This is a genomic window from Paenarthrobacter sp. AR 02, assembly GCF_021538675.1.
Lineage (GTDB): Bacteria > Actinomycetota > Actinomycetes > Actinomycetales > Micrococcaceae > Arthrobacter.
This window is the reverse complement of the sequence record NZ_JAJUKH010000010.1, coordinates 19,410-36,973: the sequence shown is the minus strand read 5'-3', so window position 1 is coordinate 36,973 and position 17,564 is coordinate 19,410. Positions and strand designations below refer to the sequence as shown.

The window sequence follows — 17,564 nt, the reverse complement described above, 5'->3', positions numbered from 1 at the left end:
AGAGCTGTGCACTTCGACCCCGCCCTGCCTTTATACCTTGAGATTTTCCGCGGCTCGTCCCATGCTGCGGCTCCCGGCTGCTTGAAGAACCCGTTCTGCCTCGGCTGCGGCCGCGACGAGCTTTTCTTCACAACCGTGGTGCGCCACCAGCTGAATTCCCGTGGGGAGCCCGGCCTGGGTGGATCCGTGGGGGAGTGAGACTGCGGGATGTTCGCTCAGGTTGAAGGCGTAAGTGAACCATGCCCAGTCCAGATAGTTTGCAGGAATTCCGTTCACGTTGTCGGGGTTGTCGTCCCCGGCTGCGAAGGCGGCAACGGAGGTCGTTGGCGTCAAAAGCAGATCGTAGCTGCTGAAGAACTCTGCGACTTCTGCTTTGTACACCTGCCGTTGCAGGTGTGCTTTGGCCAGATCTGCTCCACTGAATCCAACTGCCTGATCAACAACTCGCGCAAGGCCTGCGTCAACACCCTTCTGCGCTGACTCGACAATTGAAGCAAAACCCGTCGTCCAGATGGTGTGGAGCAAGTCGAAGCGATCCTCGGGACTGTTGTCGATGAAGTCGACTGAATGCCCTGCTGCACGAAGCTTAGCCGCGGCATGGTCGGCGGCATGCTCGAGTTCAGGTTCGGCCCTTCGGCCGCCCCAGTTGGGTACGTACGCGATGCGCAGCGTGCCCGGGCTCTGGTCGCATACCCTGCGGTATTGGCCGTGATGGCGAAGGACCGAGCTGGGGTCACGGGGGTCCGGCCCTGCCATGACGTCCAAGAGTATGGCCGCATCGCGGACAGTGCGTCCGAATGATCCGTTGGCGACGATGGAGGAAAGCGGTGTCGGCGGGTAGTAGGGGATGACACCTGTCCCTGGTTTGATGCCGACCACCCCGCAGAATGCGGCGGGGATCCTGACGGAACCTGCGCCGTCGCCGCCCTGGGAAACTGTTGCCAGGCCGGCGGCGACTGCAGCGGCTGCTCCTCCGCTGGATCCGCCTGCGGTTTTGGATGGATCATGCGGGTTACGGGCCGGTCCGTTGACTGGGTTGCCGGAGTCTGCTTTCCAGCCAAGTTCAGAGGTGGTGGTTTTGCCTAGCAGTGTCCCCCCTGCCTGCAGCAGGCGAGTGGCCAGCGGGGAGTTGTTCTCGGGAATCCATGCTGAGGTTGCCAGAGATCCTTTGCTTGTCCGGATGCCCTTTGTAGGCATCAGGTCCTTGATGGCGAACGGGACCCCGAGCAAGGGCGGAGCGTCCTCGGGTTGGTGGGTCCAGACATGTTCTGCCCGTTGGGCATCAACCAGTGCTTGTTCTGCCGTGACCGTGACGTAGGCGTTGAGTCGAGGGTTTTCCGCTTCGATGCGCTCCAAATGGGCATGGGCTACCTCGACTGGGGAGAGGCTGCCTTCGGAATACTCCTTCCGTAGCTCGTCGATGGACAGGGCGCAGACGTTGGGCGCGGACGTGGCGGGGTTCTGGGCGCTGATCATTAGTTCTTCTCCATGGCGAAGATATTTTCGTTGTCCTTGGCGGGAGCGGTTTCCGGGGTTTTGATGAGCGTCAAGAGCGAGACTACGCATGAAGCAGCCACGTAGATCGCAGGCATGAGTTTGCTTCCGGTGGTTGAAATCAGCCAGGTGAGAACAAAGGGAGATGAGACTGAAACGATGACGGCGAGGCTAAAGCCTGCGGCTACACCGGAGTACCGTACCCGGGTCGGGAAGAGTTCGACCCAGCTGCACACGAGCGGTCCGGTGTAGATACCCAGGGCAATGCCTCCGGTCAGCGACTGCAGTGTGGCCACAAGGAAGAAGGGTGCAACCGGCATGAGGAAGAAGGTGGGGAAAACGGCGAGCAGCATGAGTACACCACCGATGATCATCAGGGGTTTGCGTCCTGTCCGGTCGGAGATCCGGCCGGAGACAACGATGGTGGCCACGTAGAAGGCGATGGCAAGGGATGTGCTCAGGAGCGATTGCCATTGCTGCAGACCCAAGTCGGTGCGCATGAAGGTGGGCGTGTAGACAAGCAGGACGTAGTAGCAGACGGTTTGGGCCAAGGCGATGCCAGCTACCTGCAGAACGCGGTGGCCGTGCTGGGAGATCGTCTCTTTTAGGGGGGACGTGGCTACATCGCCCGTACTGACCAGCTCACGAAAGGCGTCGGTTTCCTCCAGCTTCAGGCGAATGTAGAGTCCGATCGCTCCTAGCGGCAGGGCGAGAATGAAGGCAACTCGCCATCCCCAATCATGCATCGCCTCCGGGCTGAGAGTGGAGCTGAGCAGGAAAGCCATCAATGACCCGGCCAGCAACCCAAGGCCCGTGCTCGCGGGCATAAAGCTCACGAGGAATCCCCGCTTTGCCGGGGGAGAGGACTCTGCTATGAGGGCGGCACCGCCGGCATACTCACCCCCGGCAGAGAAGCCCTGGATGATTCGGGCCACGATCAAAAGGATGGGGGCGGCCACTCCGATTGCTTCGTAACTGGGGATGAAACCGATGCCTGCGGTCGACAGGGACATCAGAATTAGCACCAGCGACAGCGTTTGTTTGCGACCGATGGTGTCACCAAACCGGGCGAAAAATACGCCTCCGAGCGGCCGCGTGATGACGGGCAGGGCAAAGATTCCAAACGTCGCCAGAAGGGCGGCCGTTGGATCATCACTGGGGAAAAAGACCGTAGAGATCGTGACGGCCAGGAACCCATAGATGCCGTAATCGAACCATTCAACAAAATTGCCCACCGCGCCGGCGATCAGCGATTTGCGCTGTTCGCGATTTGGCGAAGAGATTTCACTCATCAACCGATCCTTACTTGAGTAGTAGCCCCAGGCACGGCAGCGTGCCGGAAGTTGGTCCGCACCCCACGTCTCATGGGTGAGCGTTATCACACGACCTTAGACCCAAACGATCGTTTGTGTCTATCATTACTTGTGGTGTACTCGCTACATCGAGAAAAGAAATCGAGGAATCATGGACAGGTATCAGGTGGCGACCGGGACCGGGACTGACTTCCGTCAGCGCTGGACGGAAGCCCATGACCAAGTGCGCCAGCAGTTGAGTCAGCCACTGACGCCAGGCAAGGAGCACCTCCTGACCTCAGCGCTCGATGCCTGCAAAGGAAGATCGATCGCCAACGTCTCAGCTCGCGACATTGCCAGGGCTGCCGGACTAAACCCGGCGACCCTGTACTCGCACTACCCCGGCAAGGCCGAGCTCCTGGCGGCAGCATTTAGCTGGTCATACACACTCTTCCTGGACTTCCTACTGCAGAACGTCCGCCCTGAAATGGAGCCACCGGAGCTCCTGGCCTCTCTCATCCGCACCCACTTGGAGCATGATGAGCGCTTTGTGGAATCAGGAAGACTGTGGCGCGACTCTCCCGACCTTGAAACCTCCAAGGAGCCATTCGTAGTGGAGCTGCGAGAACGCGTGTGGTTCCTTCCCAGCCTTTACCGTCGCCTCGTTGCGGAAATTCTCAGGGGCTGCGGCGCTGACGACCTCGTGGCCGAAAAAGCGCAAATTTCGCTCAGGATTCTGAACGATGCAAACGCGTGGGAGGGCCTCGGAATCGAGGACAAAAGGAAGCGCTGTGAACGCCTGATCCGGGCGTTGCTCAACGCATGATCATCGGTTGCAGGGTCTGAAGCTCTAACCATTGACGATGGGCACAGCACGATTAGACGAACGGTAGTTAGGTTGAACGGACGTTAGTCTAAGTGGTGGACAGCGTGAAGCGAACCAATGCACATCACAGCGGTGGCACCCTCGCCCCGAAGGCCCTCACCTTGCCCATCGCAGTCGCGGAGCCGGGACCTATGGCCCCACTGTCAAGACTGAATACGCATCCTGGCAACCCATTCTTGGCCGGCGGAGATGCTGCTTTTGTTGACGCGAAGGGGTTGTCGCAACTCCTCCCACTCCGGGGTTTAACTGGCATGCACGGGTATTCATGAGGCGGGAGTTGGCATGCCCACTTTGCAGCAACACCGGACCTTACAGGTTGGTTGCGTAGGTCTGACTGAGAAGATCAGCACCGAATTGGCGCTCAGGCTGTTCCTGGATCAGTTGGAATCCCCGGTCAAGGTAGATTTGTCGCGCCGACCCAAGGATGTCGGTTGTCCACAGAGTCATGCGGCGATAGCCGGCTTCCCGTGCGAAGGCCATGCAGTTGTCCACGAGTTGTCCACGAGTTGTCCTCCCAGCCGGTGTCCGCGGCCGTCGGGGTGCACGAGCAGGGTGCGCAGTTTCGCAGTTGCGTCATCAGCTTTCACGCAAAAGATGCATCCAACCCGTTGCCCGTCGATCTCGGCAATCCAGGCCGCCTCCCGTGCCGGGTCGTGATGGGCGGCGTAGTCGGCGACGATTCGCGCTACAAGCGCCTCGAAGGTCGAATCCCAGCCAAACTCCCGGGAGTAAACCTCCCCATGTGCCATCACGACCCAGCCGAGGTCTCCAGGTCGACCCAAAGGCCGTATCACGACGTGGGCCTGGTCTGCCATCCGTTCTCCATCCTAGGCTACTGAAACGATCGTTTCAGTAGCCTAGGATAGGCCCATGACCACCCAGGAGAGAACTGCATCATCGCGGCGCGAGGAGCTGCTCGAACTCGCCTATGCCTATGTGCTTCGGCATGGACTGGCAGACCTTTCCCTGCGCCCCCTGGCGGCGGACATCGGTTCGAGCCCCCGCGTGCTGCTGTTTCTCTTCGGCAACAAGGACGGCCTCATCCGTGAACTGCTTTCCCGCGCGCGGGCCGAGGAGCTCTCGCTGCTGGCAGAACTCAACACCCGACCCGGCGGCAGTCTTTCCAACGTTGCAGGGGAGTTGTGGGGCTGGCTTTCTGGGCCCGAGAGAAGGCCCGTCCTCGCCCTTTGGGTTGAAAGTTACGCTCGGTCACTCGTCGATCCGACCGGCCCCTGGGCGGACTTCGCGCGAACCACTGTCAATGACTGGCTCAACCTGCTGGCCGCCACGCAGGATCCAGCAGCTCGGAACACAGAGCCAGGCCGGTCCGACAGAACCGTGGTCCTCGCCGTTCTTCGCGGCGCACTGCTGGACCTGCTGGCCACGGGAGATAAAGCAAGAACCACCAAGGCCGTGACAGCACAGCTGGCCACACTAGCCAAAAGTGACTGAAACCGGGAGCCTATTCATCGTGGAAACATGCATTAAATGCACGAAAACCACAGACCCCAGGTATCCCGGCGCAAGCTCCTGCCTGCGACGCGAACGGTTCGCGTTCCACAAAGCGGGTTTGAGCTGCAAAAACGCCGGATTCGTTCGTGCACGGGAGTTCTCGCAGCTACTTCCACTCCCGTTAGTTAAACGCCGATAACGGATGTTATGTCAACCTAAATCGGTTGACTATGATCCTAGAGACCTCCGCACCCTCCAATTGGGACCACGGACACCCGTCGTCCTTTGACAGGCATGTTCCCTGCTGGAAGAGTTGGCCTTCCGCTGCAGCAGCCGGCGCCCCTCACCACGGACCGGAGGCCTTCGCAGTGACCACAACCCACATCCCAGCATTTCTCCACGCCTGCGTCGTCATTGACGAATCAGCCAGCGACGGCCTGGACATCACGGCCCTCTACGGGCGCTACCTCAGCTGGGCTTTGACCGAAGCCCTCACGCCGACGTCCATCACCGACTTCTCCACGGCCATCAGACACCACGGCGTACGGCACGATGATGACCAAGGCCCGCTCCGCTACTATCCCGGCGCACAAATAATCGATCCCCCGGTAGGAGCGTGAGGGCGCCCTCATGGACCCGCGCGGAGCGCCTCCCTGGATACACGGTAACCGCGCCGAGGATATGCCGAACAAACCTAGACGCTTAGGGGCTTCCCAATCGAGCTCCAGCCACACCCCACCCCTGGCGAGCACCGCACAATGGACGTTTACGTCACCTCAATCGGTTGATACTGGACAGGCACACTTCTTCCCTGCGGTACCGCTTTGGTACCATTGGACTATGGCAATGAACCTGCGTGTCCCCGAGGACCTCGATCGGCGGCTGGAGAAATTGGCCGCAGAGGAACACACCTCCAAGTCTGCGCTGCTGCTGCAAGGGGCAGAGCTGGTTCTGCAGCGCCATGCGCGCCGAGGTGAAATCACCGAAGGTCTTGATTTCGTCATGAGTCATGATGCTGAACTGCTGACTCGGCTTGAGGACGCGTGACAGCCTACCTCGACATCGAGGATGCCCTTCAAGTTGTTGATCGGTACGGCTTCCACATCCGTGATGTCGGCCTGTTAGCCTCGGCGTTGGCCAGGCCGGCCACAACCGTTATGGGCGCTGAAGCCTATCCCGATCTGGCAGTGAAAGCAGCGGCGCTTTTGGAGTCCGTCGCCCGGTTTCATCCCCTCATTGATGGAAACAAGCGAACTGCATGGACGCTCATGGTGCTGTTGCTTTGGCTCAACGGATACCGGCATGACTTCAGCACCAATGAGGGCTTCGAGCTAGTCGTTGGTGTCGCCGCGGGTACCGTCGAGCTGAGGGATTCCGCCGCCATGATTTCACAGCATTTGGTGCCGCGCTAAAGGCCCAGGCTTCGAAGCCGGGAGCTGACAATACCCACACAAAACCACAGGGCCGGGCCTTTCGCTGCGGACCATTGGACGCACGGGTCGTCGGGCGTAGCCTGTCATCGTGGTCAGCATCAGCACACGCATCCGCTGGGAACGGATCTACGGCATACTCGGTGCGGTGGCGTGAAATCGGGCCACGCCGAACGCCGCCTGACCGTTCCTACCATGCAGGAGGCTGCCGAACTGATAAAGCACCTGCAGCGCTGCCGCCAGCTTCCAGAACCAGAGGACGCGATTCAATGGCGAGGAGGGTTTTGGAGTGCGCCGAGTCCCCGATCGCAACCTAGACTTCGGGCATAAGGGGAGCGAATTTTAGAGCGGGAGCCGGACATTGGAATCATCTGAAGGGTTGCTCTCAAAGGAGTCTTGGAGCCGAAACGGCGCGACTGCGGGCCGAGGATTTCATTTCCAAGATGCTGTCGGCGCATGGTGGGCCGCCCAGATGCTGGCTGATTCCGGCTGGGGCGGCCGAGTCGTACCCGAGGGCTTTGAAGACTTGCATATCGAAGGCGACGAGCTTACCTACGTTCAGGTCAAGAGCCGGAAGGACTCAGCCAGCTACTTTACGCCCACACATGTAGCCTCCATCCTCACGGAGATGTGGGCCAAACACTCGTTGCGACTACAGGATGGGCATCCAGATGGCTCGCTCATTCTTGTGCTTGAACGCCCCGTTCGCGGGTGTAATTTCAAGGATGAGTCAGAGAAACTGTCAACCCTTCCTGGAGACCATCCGGTGCGTAAGGCATTGGAATCAGTTGTCGATCCTTCTGAACTCGGCGCCCTCTTACTCCGTGCGGGTATCGTTGTTCTTAGTTGGGACCGACTGTCGGAGAGTGCGACAGAGGCCATCTCAAAAGTATCGGGTGCGAGTCCCGCAGTCTGTCGCCTCGTGGACAGGGAGCTTCGTGTATTGATAGCCGAAGCTGCAGACGCGAACGCATCTGCCAAGATACTGGCTGAGGCTCACGGCATTGACCGTTTGGCCGCTCATGGCGTTGTTGATGATCTTGTACGAATGGTAGATCGGGAATCCCTGGAAGCAGCGCTGGTTGACGGGACTTGTGACGTCCTGGATTTCCGTGTCCCTGAAAGTCAGTCGGCTTTTCTGGAAGGCATGCCGGCCAGGCCAGGACACATAGCAGCTGGCATCGTAGCCCCTAGGACTGATCTAACCGACAAAGTCCTTCACTTGCTGGAGATTCGGAAGGCAGTGCTCATTTCCGGACCTTCGGGCGTGGGCAAGTCGACCCTCATGTGGTCAGCGATTCACCGGAAACAAGATGCGCTCTGGTATCGAATCAACAGGCTGGACGATGCAGCCGTAAGCAAACTCGTGGAATTGGCCAAGGCCTCTCGCGCAAATCACCGGTCTCAAATTGGCTTCGTTGTGGACGGCATTGGAATCGGAGAAGCGCAAGCTTGGGACCAGCTTCAGCGTAGTTTGTCGATGCAGGCCGGGGTCTTGCTCTTGGGATCAGTCCGACAAGAGGACATGTTCCCTCTAGCCACCGCCGCTGATTGCGGCGTGGTAAAGGTCTCTCTGGATGAGGAACTAGCCAAGGAAATCTACGCGAAGCTCCGACAACTTGGGGCTACAACTGCATCCTACTGGCGGGAAGCCTACGAACAAGCCAACGGCCTGACGATGGAATACACCTACCTCCTCTCACAAGGGCAGCGTCTGCCCGATGTCCTCAGAGAGCAAGTCCGTCGGCGGGTTCACGAGGGAAGGGAAACAGAACTCCAAATCATAAGTTGCGTAACGACCGCCCATCAATGGGACCTAGCGGTTCCAGTTGTTCTCATTGAGAAGCTCGCCATAGATCCATCCGCCATACGGGTCGCCCTAGCTAGGCTACGGGACGAGCATCTCGTCGTGGAGTCAGGCACCGAGTTATCGGGTACACACGCGCTACGGTCACGATTCCTATCCGTCGCCGTTCATTCCTTTCCACCACCTCATTTGGAAGCCACGATAGGGCACCTTGTGCTGCATCTCCCGGAAGAAGCACTTCCGGCCCTTGTGACAGGCGCCCTCCGCGACTATCCAGAATTGAAAGCGTCAGTCCTCGCCAATTTGGCAACGAGAATCTGTGTAAAACCCAATCCATCCGTCCTGGCAACCTCTCTTCGCGCGCTCCGCCTCGCTGATCTCGAACAGCGAAGCCACGAATGGGCCACCGATCTGAAACGTCACGAAATCCCGCCCTCGTTGCGCACGGCGGCAATTCAGTTCTCCCTGTTGGACGAGGACGAGGCGAACGAATTGTGGCCAGTCTCGGTTCAAAAGGCTATCGCTGAGCTACGGAGTGCACGACTCAAACCGTCCTTACTCCTCGGGGAATTCATTGCCGGGCTCGGTCACAGCCACCTCGTCGATGCGATTCGGCTCTGCAGTACCTCAACTGCAGCGGCGGAGTTGCTTTCCGCAATCAGCAGTTCCCCTCCAGAGGCCTTGGAAGCAGTTGCGGAGGCAATCTTAGAACGGCGCGATGATCTATGCGCTCTCACTCGTGTCCTCAGAGAGGGGACATTGGAAGAAGCCGGTCATGTACTCCTTGCAGGTCAAGACTGTGGATCGGCTGTCGCCGAAGCGTTGCTTGTGATGGCCGGAGGATCTGGCTCCATGGTTGCGAGACTTCGCATGGAGAATATTTGGACGACGGAAGTCACTTGCGAGGAACGCGACGGTCTCAGGGTAATCAAAGCCCGGATTTTGTTCGTCTCTGACAAGCTGCAGGGTACGCCTGACGGTAGTGTTCGGGAGTTCGCCAAATCCGCCCTCTCATGCCTGCCCACCTGCAACCAGGCTGATGTTCAGGCATTTCTCCCAGGAGACGTGGCCATTGATTCCGGCACATCAAAACTCCAAAGACGATACTTACACTCCCCCAACAAAGTGGACATGAATCGGAGGACCGCGGCAATCGCTTCTGCAGCTTTCCAAACAGGAACGCGGACAGAACGCGTGGCGACGACCTTAGAGTTTCTACCTGTGCTTCGGGAATACCTTGACCTCGTCGGCCGGCTTTGGATTTTGGGGGAACATGCCGAACGTGACCGACCCCGTGCAGTCGATCTTCGTGAGAGCCTACGAAGCATCTCAGCCTTGATGGTTCCAGTTTCGCGGCCGCAGGAATTCCTGCTGAGTGAGGCGGCTTCAATCCGCCATGACGCCGTGCATACGCTCTTTACCGGGATCGTTGACAACATGACCGGCCGACTCGGTAACACGGAAGATTACGGGCTTCTTGGCGCATACGTTCGCTCTACGCTACGTCCTGCTGTAACGGACGTTGAAAACCAAGAAGATTGGGATTACCTCGACGCAGCCGCACCTCCAGAACTCCAGCTAATCGACAATCACCTGGAAGACATCGCGGCCATCCTTGCCGAGTGCCGCTTTGGCAATACACCTACCAGGGATCTCCTAAGAGAGGCCCGCTCGGGGCATCGTTCCGGCGCGCTGTCCAGAGTCGCTTCATTGTGTGAAAGGAATGCTCGACTTCGGCACGAACACTTCTGGCGGCAACTCGCTGAAGAGCTCAAGAAAAGGGGTCTCAGGACTTTGATCCACCAGCGTCATTTAGACACTAAGGACGATGGCTGGCCAGCTATCGCTACCTGTATCGAGGTACAAGTGGCGTCAATATTCGAATGGAGTCAGCGACTAGACGAAGCAGTTCAGTTAATGCAGGGAGCTCGAGAAAGTTACGTCCCGCCGGTAATTCTGTTTCCCAGTGTGGGCGGTGAACGCGTCGACGAACTCGCAGTCAGCCTGTTTCAACAACCTGCCGTGCACCGTGGCCTAAACCAGGACACCGAGTGGGACAAACTCTTACCACCCTCCGTACGTACGCCCCTGACAGATCTAGTGACGGAGGCCCACCAAGCGATTCAGCTTCTCTCTGGTGTTGCTGTTATCGGTACCTACAGGGGGCTTGATGAGTTTGAAGAAATTCTTGGTGAGACAGGAGACGCGTTCATAGAAGCCCGGGACGGAATCCTCCGCGGGCCCGATGATGACCTGACTCGAAATATTGTGGAAGTCCTGCACGACCATGCCCAACGCGCGATCGACGATCTCCAAAGAGCAGATGACGGCGAACCGATGAACGGCTCCTTCATCGAGAGCATCAATTCCATGGCTTCTCCTGACCCCTCAGTCCAAGTCCTTGAACTCAATATGATCAGAACATTTGCCCTTCAAGCCGACCTGAATAGAACCGTGGCGTTGGAGAATCTGACCTGATCTCTGGTCTAGGCACCGGTTACACAACCGACTTGCATAGGCACTTCTCCGCGACTTTCATCTGTGACGCCTCACGTGGAACCTCACAAAGCGATATTCACGTTCCTGACATGGCCATCGACCTGTTGGGGAAGCCCCGACGAAAACGCTTAGCACAACTCCCATCGGAGGATGGGAATCTCGATCTCATCTGCAGGGCAACGGTAGGGACTGCTTGTGCTGGTGCCTATAGTCATGACCCGTCTTCCCACTGAACGGAATGCCCTCGCCAGGTATAACTGGCATCTTGTCAGTTCTGAACTCCAGCCAGAGATACCCATCCAACGAATGTGGTCGCTTACGGATGAGGATCGGTCCCCCAGCTCCTGCCTAGACCAGTGATGTTCCCAATCCTGGACATGTCTGGTGGCCCTACCCACCTTGCTTTGGCGATTGTGGGGAACCCGAACCAACCGGCGGTATGCATAATGGTAAGCGAGGGAAAATCGCCCTGTTCCAACAACCTCAAGATGCGCCTGATATGGCCCTCACTAAGAGTGAGGGTGGAACCCACGCGAATTTCTACTCGATCGATGCTGCCAGAGCGCGCCCGGACTTTTACACGAAAGTGGATAGCGGGAAAAGTCTTCGCCAGATGTGCCATGAGTTCTGGAAGCACGAGAGTGATCGTTCGAGCTGAATCGAATCCAAGTCCACCGTGCCCAGGGTACGGTTTCATGTGGTCGGCGAGAATGGTTATGAAAACGAGTGGGAACTGTTCCTGGCGCAGTCGGATGGCCCGCTCGGTTCTCCACCACAACGCCATTCTCGCGAAGTGAATGGTTGGGCCGATCAGTTTAGGAAGAAGTGCCACCAACGCTGCTGCCGTTGTGCTGCCAACCGGCCTCCCCTGTGCCTCCTCGGCCTTCAACCCAGCATTACGAAAGAAATCTCCTAGCGACTCGCTGATATGTCGCACATCGAAAGATGCATAGGGGTGAGACTGATTTGACCTAACGAAGTATCCAAAATGGTCAGCTGAAACGTCCTCAAAATCATGCCAAAGGCTCTTCTTGGGTACGGACTGGGTGGAGAAACTGCTCATTTCGTCCTTTCAAAGCCTGATGCGTAGGGTGCAGTGTAAGCCCGCCTGGTTAAGGATTTCAGTCCGTATTTTCCACCGTTACGCGACGCCGGCAACGGGAAACCTGTATCGATCGCCTTAGCGGGTACATGCCGACCACAGAGGGTCGGTTCATGACGATCCGTAATTAGCGGCTGAGACCGTTCTTGCTACGTTCTGATCCCATTGAAACCCCACGACTGGACTTACGTGCTCTTGTTGCCTTGGCGTTGGCCACGGCTGCGCTCGGGTGTGTGCCCTCGCTGCGGGCGGCTGCGAGCCGGCCCCGTATATGCGTTTCAGTTGCCCCGGTATCGGACAGTGATTCCGCAAATTTCTCATGGTGTTCAGCGGACCCGTAGACCGCCTGCGCAGCAGATTCAGCTTTCAGGCCCTGATCCTTCAATCGGTCGCTGCCGTTGCCGGTGACGCGGTTCTCGATCTCGCGGCCGACGTCTTCCATGCGGGTGAAGAGTTCCTTCTCGGCGCGTTCGTACCGCTGTTCCTGGGTGGACCATTTGGATCCTTTGAATCCGCCTTCGGCCAGCAGTCTGGCTTCGTGGAGGTTCTTGGCTGCATCCACGAAGGCGGGGTCTTTGAAGTGTTCATCGCCTGCACCGTTGACGTTGGCGGTGGTTTCCTTGCGGAGCTGGTCAATGTCGGGTCCGTTGACGCCGTCTTTGCCGATGAGGAACATCCGCTCCTTGATTTCGGAGTCGGCTACCTCTCGTGCCTTGGGTGTTTTCGCGTTGTGGGCAAGCTGGAGTGCTTTGGTCAGTGCGGGGTTGGCCAGATACTCCACCGGCACTTGGTGGCGCTCCATCTCTGGGGCGAGTTTCGCCGCTTGGGCACGGAGTTCTTCGGCATGCGCGGCCGCGATGAGTTGCGTCGCTTTCTCGTGCTCAGCATCGGCTTTGTGCTCTTCGTCCTGTCTGCGCTCTTGCTCGGCCTGGGCCTTCTCGGACGCCGCCGTTTGGATGCCGGCTTCGAGCTCTGCACCGGCCACTTCACTGGTGTCGATGCCGTAGCGGTTGAGGACTTCCTGCCGGATCTTTTCCGAGGCGGACAGCGCGGTGGGATCGTAGTCTTTCCATCCCTCGGCGACGGCATGCGCTATGGCGATGTCCGAGGGTTGGGCGTTGTCCCACCACTGGTCCTTGTCCACCTGTGACAGGACCGCGTGGGCGGTGCTGCGTTCGGCTGCCAACCGTGCGGCGGCTTCGTGCGATGCCTGCGCGTCACGGTGTTCCTGTTGCCGCTGGTCTTCCTGCCGTCGACGGGCGAGGGTCTCGGCGATGCGGGAGGCGATCATCAGGGACTGGCGGAGTCCGCCGTCCAGCAAGTCGTCCATTCCGTCTGATTCACTCATTGGTGTTCCCCTTGCACTAGTGGTGTGATTCTTATCGGTCGAGTCCCGGGCCGGTGTCGCTGCGGCTGGGCTGGTAGGTCTTTGCCGGAGTGGCGGTGGGTGCGCTCGGCACTGCGGATCCAGGACGGATGGGAACCATGCCTCGGCGGGCGATATCGATTGCACGTGGCGGCACCGCTGCCTCTGTCGTTTGCTGTTGTCCGGCGTCCGGTGGGGCGGCTTTGGGCATGGTTCCGGTGAACGGTGCGAGCTGGTTCTCCACAACGGAGCGGATGCGCTGGGCTTCCCGGGTCCGGCCGGACTGCTGATGCATCTCGTACACGGCGAACGCGGTGTTGATCAGTTGCACCATGAGTGCTGTCTGCGCGGCGGTCATGTTCTTGGACGACGCCGCCATGAACAGCATCGCGGTCCCGGCAATGGAGGGAAGAGCGATGGGTTTGCTGTGTGCCTTGGGTGCCCGGAGTTGAGCCGAGCGGGAAAGTTCAGCCGCCATCGCGGCCAGCGGACCAGGCGTGGGTTCGAGACGGTGCGACCATGCTGCAAAGGCACCGGAAACTTCGCGTGCTGCCTTCGCCCAGGTGGCGTGATCCTCACGCGGAATGGACCGCAGTTGCTCCGCCAGGGCCGCAGCGTTGCGGGTGTACTCCACCCACACCTGGGGCGACGGGGTGGCCTTCTCCGGCCCGGTCCTGGAGACGGTGCGCTTGTTACGCGCAGCGGCGTTCCACTCAGCTGCAGCTTCGGTGGCAAGGTGGGGCGAGTCCATCCACGCTTCACGCAAAGCACCCAGCTTCAAGTCGGAGGCGAGTGTGCCACCACCAAACCAAATAGGCCGCTCCCCGACCTTGGGCCGTTCCGCCACGGAGTAGCCGACGATGACGTCGGTGGTGTTCTTCGCGTAACGCGGCCGCAGCAACATTCCGGTGTCGCGGGCCCGTCGAACAAACTCGCCTTCCCTTGCGGATGCGCTGGCACTGGCCCGTACTTTCCGTGCCAGCGATGAGCGGTGCATTTCCCGTTCATCCCTGGCCGCGGTGGCCTTCTCTGCCTGGTCGTAACCACGGGTGGCGTACACGCTGGAGAGTTGTTCCAGTCCGTACTTAACTTCCAGTTCGCGACAGGTCTGTTGCGCCTTTTTGTAGTCGCCGTGGGTGGATGCCTTGGTGCCATCCTCGCGCACCAACGAGACGGCAATGTGGATGTGGTGGTTACCGTTTTCGCTGGTGCCGTGGTTCACGGCCGCCCAACGGCATTGGTCTTTTCCGCTGGCCTCGGTGAAGCCCATCGCATCAACGAAGTCGTTGGCGATGTCGCCCCATTGCTGGTCCGTTAGAGCACCTTCATCGGCGCGCAGGCTCAGCGAACAATGCCACACACTGGCGTCCTTGTAACCGACGTGCACGCGTTCCCTCTTGGCCGCGTCCCAGGCGAAATCCTTGATCTGAACCGACACACCGAATGCCTTGCGGGGACGGTCCAGGTGTTTGGCAATGGCCAAGGCGTCATCGCGATCCAGAACACCGTCGTCATACCAAGCCATAAGCGCCGCATCACCGGCCACCAAGTGAGGGTCACTGTGGGCGTTCTTCGTCTTATCGGTGTCAGTCGACGTCAGGTAGACCATGAGGCCACCAATGCGCGAACCGCGTGTGATGTTCGGAATCATTCCTACATCAACCCATCAATGGCATCATCGATTCTCATGGCCACTGAGCGAAGATGCTTCAACGCTTCACTGGCTTCGATGGGGAACTCACTCGTGGCGTTGGCTTGCCGTGCGAGCTGGTTGATGTTGTTCGACGATCGGGCCAAGAGAAGGTGCAGTTGCATGAGCTCAGCTGCTATGGCACGGCGCTCGGTCGGTGAGTCAGTTCGTTCGGCCAGGGCCGCCGAAACCAGCAGGTTCGGAACGGTCACCTTTTCGCGTTCGGCCCTCGCCACGAGGGCGGCTTCCTCCTCCACCGTGACCCACACGTCACGACGCTTCTTCGTCCCTGCCGGAGTGTTCGCACGACGACGGCGCGACAGATTGGGACGGTGAGTGCTCTCCTCATCCGACAACCCAATCCCCTCCTTCAAAGGCCCAGCGCAGCGACCCTGAAACGGGGACCACACTGACCAGTGTGCCGTACTCGACCGCCAGTGTCGAGGACGACAAGCCATTTACACCCGTGTAAATGTATAGCTTGCTCCGCGTCTTTTGATTTGGCGGCACGCCCGACGATATCCCGTGGCGGGGTGCTTTTGGTGGTTAGGGTGGGTTGGGTCTGAACCAGTCACAAGCATTTGGGGGGACCATGCTGAACGAAGACACCAGCGGCGCTCCGCGCCTGGCCGAAGCCCGATACCGGGAAGCGAACGAAAGCCATCCTGAGCAGGTCTACGTCAGATTCGATATCGAACGCGGACCCGGCATGCACCTGCTCGACAAAGCCACCCAACTGCTCCACAGCTCCGACTACCTCGTCGGCGGTGTCATCGACGACCTCGCCACCAGTCACCTCCGCAACACAACCGGCACCACGGCCAGCATCGGAGAAGACGGCTACGCCGTCATCATCACCGCCACCATCCCCCCGGACTCTGTCGGTCTTGACTCGCCAGGCGGCGACACCACCAGGACGGCCCCGGCGGTGTTGACGTCGGAACAGGCCGCGGTCCAGCCGGCCATTGAAGAAGCCCTCACCGAAGCGCTTCCCGCCTCGCGTGTACAGCACGCCGGGGTGCTCGCCGAACAGGTCGCCAAAGAACTACCCACCCGCGACCAGGTCACCGCTGCCTACCACCGGCCAACCCTGGACGAAGTCATCGACAAATACGCAGAACAATACGACCCCGACGGGCGCTACCTCATGCCCAAGAGCCTCAGAACCGTCGCCCTCTCCTACCCCCACAACGCCACAGCAGCACCTGCTGCAGCGGCTCCCGCCGCCGCAGCAAACGGCCCCGCACAGAGACCAGCGATCAGCGCCGGTTACGGACGCTGAACCAACCCATCCAAGGAAAGGCAAACAGCAGCATGCCCATCGATATCGAACGCACCAAAGATCAGGCCCGCGCCCTCCTCAACTCACGCATCAAAACAGTCGAAGAACTCGTCAAAGCCCGACAGCGCGTCACCGACCTCAAAGAACAACTCGCCAACGCAGAACGCGACGACAAACGCGCCTACGTCAAAGCCACCCGCGACGGCTGGAGCCCCGAAGAACTCAAAAAACTCGGCCTCGAACCAGCCGCCGCCGGACGGCGCCGCAAAACACAGAACAAAACCACCAACACCCCCGCCGCGGACACCGACCCGGCAAGCAGCGAAACCGCCCAGCAGCTCTGAGGCCCCTCGCCCACCCGGGCACGGCAAAAGCTAAAAACCTCCGGGCTTTTCCCGCACCCACGTGGACGACGGGACCCACCTGACCGGCTGCACACAACCACCACCACACCACCCCCTCAAGACAAACCCTTGAGGGAGCGGTGGCCGTGCACAGCCTCCACCCGAAGGTGGTCACCAAAACGGCCAAGCTCCCTATGGGTTGACACCCGCCGCCGGCTCCCCCGGGCATCATTGGCCAGGTTCTTTTCCGCCAGGACAACGACGACAAGAGCGCAGCTGCAAACGCCTTCGGACGGATCCCGGCACGGAAGGATCGTGTCCCGAAACACCATGGGGCTGACCGATGTGTGCATGGGGTTCGGGCCGGAACGGTCCAAGGCAGAACAGCCCGTACCGGAATCCGTTGGGCCGATGTTGTCGAAAAGGTTTGTTTAGACTCTGCTCATGACGAAGATTGGAAGCGTTTTTCTCCCCGTCAGTGACACCCGGGCATCAGCCGAATGGTTCGCCGAAACCTTCGACATGCGCCCCATCAGTGTTGAAGAACATGCCGCAGTCCTCCACGCCGGGGCCTCGGGTCACCGGCTCACCCTGCTCGGGCCAGCCAGCGGGATCAGCTCACCACCCGGCCTGCCCTGGGCGCCGTTCAACCTCCTCGCAGAAGACCTGCACGCCACACACGACCGTTTGACCCGGAACGGCGGCGAACCCAGCGACATCAACGGCGACAACCAAACATGCTTCTGGTTCACCGCCACCGACCCGGACCAGAACACCCTGCTGATCGTCGACCGCTGAACACCCTCGACGAGCGAACTGATTGAGCCAGCCCAACAACCCACTAGGGCATCAAGCATCAACCCCTACACCGGGACCAATCCCAAAGGCTTCTCACAGCAAGAAGGCTCCACCCCACAGGG

General features: G+C 59.5%; 16 protein-coding genes. 9 read left to right on the top strand and 7 right to left on the bottom strand.

Annotation, left to right across the window (positions count from 1 at the left end):
• Positions 1-30 precede the first annotated feature (30 nt).
• A complete protein-coding gene (locus tag LRQ04_RS16435; protein ID WP_235521450.1) occupies positions 31-1,476 on the bottom strand; it encodes an amidase in 1,446 nt (481 codons plus the stop codon).
• Entirely contained in the window at positions 1,476-2,786 is a 1,311-nt protein-coding gene (locus LRQ04_RS16430) for an MFS transporter (protein WP_235521449.1), read from the bottom strand. The genes LRQ04_RS16435 and LRQ04_RS16430 overlap by 1 nt, the downstream gene beginning before the upstream one ends.
• A 172-nt stretch (positions 2,787-2,958) precedes the next feature.
• Here LRQ04_RS16430 and LRQ04_RS16425 point away from each other — a divergent pair, with 172 nt between their 5' ends.
• On the top strand, positions 2,959-3,612 hold the full coding sequence (locus tag LRQ04_RS16425) for a TetR/AcrR family transcriptional regulator (protein WP_235521448.1): 654 nt from the start codon (positions 2,959-2,961) through the stop codon (positions 3,610-3,612).
• Positions 3,613-3,981: 369 nt separating this feature from the next.
• On the opposite strand, the gene LRQ04_RS16420 is transcribed toward LRQ04_RS16425, so the two are convergent.
• A complete protein-coding gene (locus tag LRQ04_RS16420; protein ID WP_235521447.1) occupies positions 3,982-4,119 on the bottom strand; it encodes a hypothetical protein in 138 nt (45 codons plus the stop codon).
• Complete coding sequence (locus tag LRQ04_RS16415; RefSeq protein WP_235521446.1) at positions 4,116-4,487, bottom strand: GNAT family N-acetyltransferase; 372 nt, start codon at positions 4,485-4,487, stop codon at positions 4,116-4,118. The genes LRQ04_RS16420 and LRQ04_RS16415 overlap by 4 nt, the downstream gene beginning before the upstream one ends.
• 55 nt (positions 4,488-4,542) lie before the next feature.
• Here LRQ04_RS16415 and LRQ04_RS16410 point away from each other — a divergent pair, with 55 nt between their 5' ends.
• From LRQ04_RS16410 to LRQ04_RS16390, 5 genes are all read left to right on the top strand, one after another.
• The gene (locus tag LRQ04_RS16410; RefSeq protein ID WP_235521445.1) at positions 4,543-5,124 is read left to right on the top strand and encodes a TetR/AcrR family transcriptional regulator; all 582 of its coding nucleotides are present in this window, start codon (positions 4,543-4,545) and stop codon (positions 5,122-5,124) included.
• Positions 5,125-5,492: 368 nt separating this feature from the next.
• Positions 5,493-5,744 (top strand): hypothetical protein, encoded by a 252-nt coding sequence (locus LRQ04_RS16405; RefSeq protein ID WP_235521444.1) that lies wholly within the window; start codon positions 5,493-5,495, stop codon positions 5,742-5,744.
• 220 nt (positions 5,745-5,964) lie between these two features.
• Positions 5,965-6,171, top strand: a complete 207-nt coding sequence (locus tag LRQ04_RS16400; RefSeq protein WP_235521443.1) for a ribbon-helix-helix protein, CopG family — start codon at positions 5,965-5,967, stop codon at positions 6,169-6,171.
• Positions 6,168-6,536, top strand: coding sequence for a type II toxin-antitoxin system death-on-curing family toxin (locus LRQ04_RS16395; RefSeq protein ID WP_235521442.1), 369 nt, complete (start codon positions 6,168-6,170; stop codon positions 6,534-6,536). Before LRQ04_RS16400 ends, LRQ04_RS16395 begins: the two co-directional genes overlap by 4 nt.
• Positions 6,537-6,915: 379 nt before the next feature.
• On the top strand, positions 6,916-10,839 hold the full coding sequence (locus tag LRQ04_RS16390; RefSeq protein ID WP_235521441.1) for a hypothetical protein: 3,924 nt from the start codon (positions 6,916-6,918) through the stop codon (positions 10,837-10,839).
• A 1,250-nt stretch (positions 10,840-12,089) separates the two neighbouring features.
• Here the strand turns inward: LRQ04_RS16390 and LRQ04_RS16385 are convergent.
• The 3 genes from LRQ04_RS16385 to mobC are packed head-to-tail and all read right to left on the bottom strand — an operon-like array spanning position 12,090 to position 15,374.
• Entirely contained in the window at positions 12,090-13,310 is a 1,221-nt protein-coding gene (locus LRQ04_RS16385) for a hypothetical protein (RefSeq protein WP_235521440.1), read from the bottom strand.
• 31 nt (positions 13,311-13,341) lie between these two features.
• Positions 13,342-14,979: a relaxase/mobilization nuclease domain-containing protein gene (locus tag LRQ04_RS16380; RefSeq protein WP_235521439.1), complete on the bottom strand. Its 1,638-nt coding sequence runs from the start codon at positions 14,977-14,979 to the stop codon at positions 13,342-13,344.
• Positions 14,980-14,981: 2 nt separating this feature from the next.
• Entirely contained in the window at positions 14,982-15,374 is a 393-nt protein-coding gene (mobC, locus tag LRQ04_RS16375) for a plasmid mobilization relaxosome protein MobC (RefSeq protein WP_235521438.1), read from the bottom strand.
• Positions 15,375-15,610: 236 nt separating this feature from the next.
• On the opposite strand from mobC, the gene LRQ04_RS16370 reads away from it, so the two are divergent.
• The 3 genes from LRQ04_RS16370 to LRQ04_RS16360 all read left to right on the top strand — a co-directional run bounded on the left by LRQ04_RS16370 (position 15,611) and on the right by LRQ04_RS16360 (position 17,442).
• Complete coding sequence (locus LRQ04_RS16370; protein WP_235521437.1) at positions 15,611-16,300, top strand: hypothetical protein; 690 nt, start codon at positions 15,611-15,613, stop codon at positions 16,298-16,300.
• Between the two features lie 32 nt (positions 16,301-16,332).
• Entirely contained in the window at positions 16,333-16,644 is a 312-nt protein-coding gene (locus tag LRQ04_RS16365) for a hypothetical protein (protein WP_235521436.1), read from the top strand.
• Positions 16,645-17,088: 444 nt separating this feature from the next.
• Positions 17,089-17,442 carry a VOC family protein gene (locus LRQ04_RS16360; protein ID WP_235521435.1) on the top strand — a complete coding sequence of 118 codons (354 nt, stop codon included), beginning with the start codon at positions 17,089-17,091 and terminating at the stop codon, positions 17,440-17,442.
• The last annotated feature ends 122 nt before the right edge of the window (positions 17,443-17,564 follow it).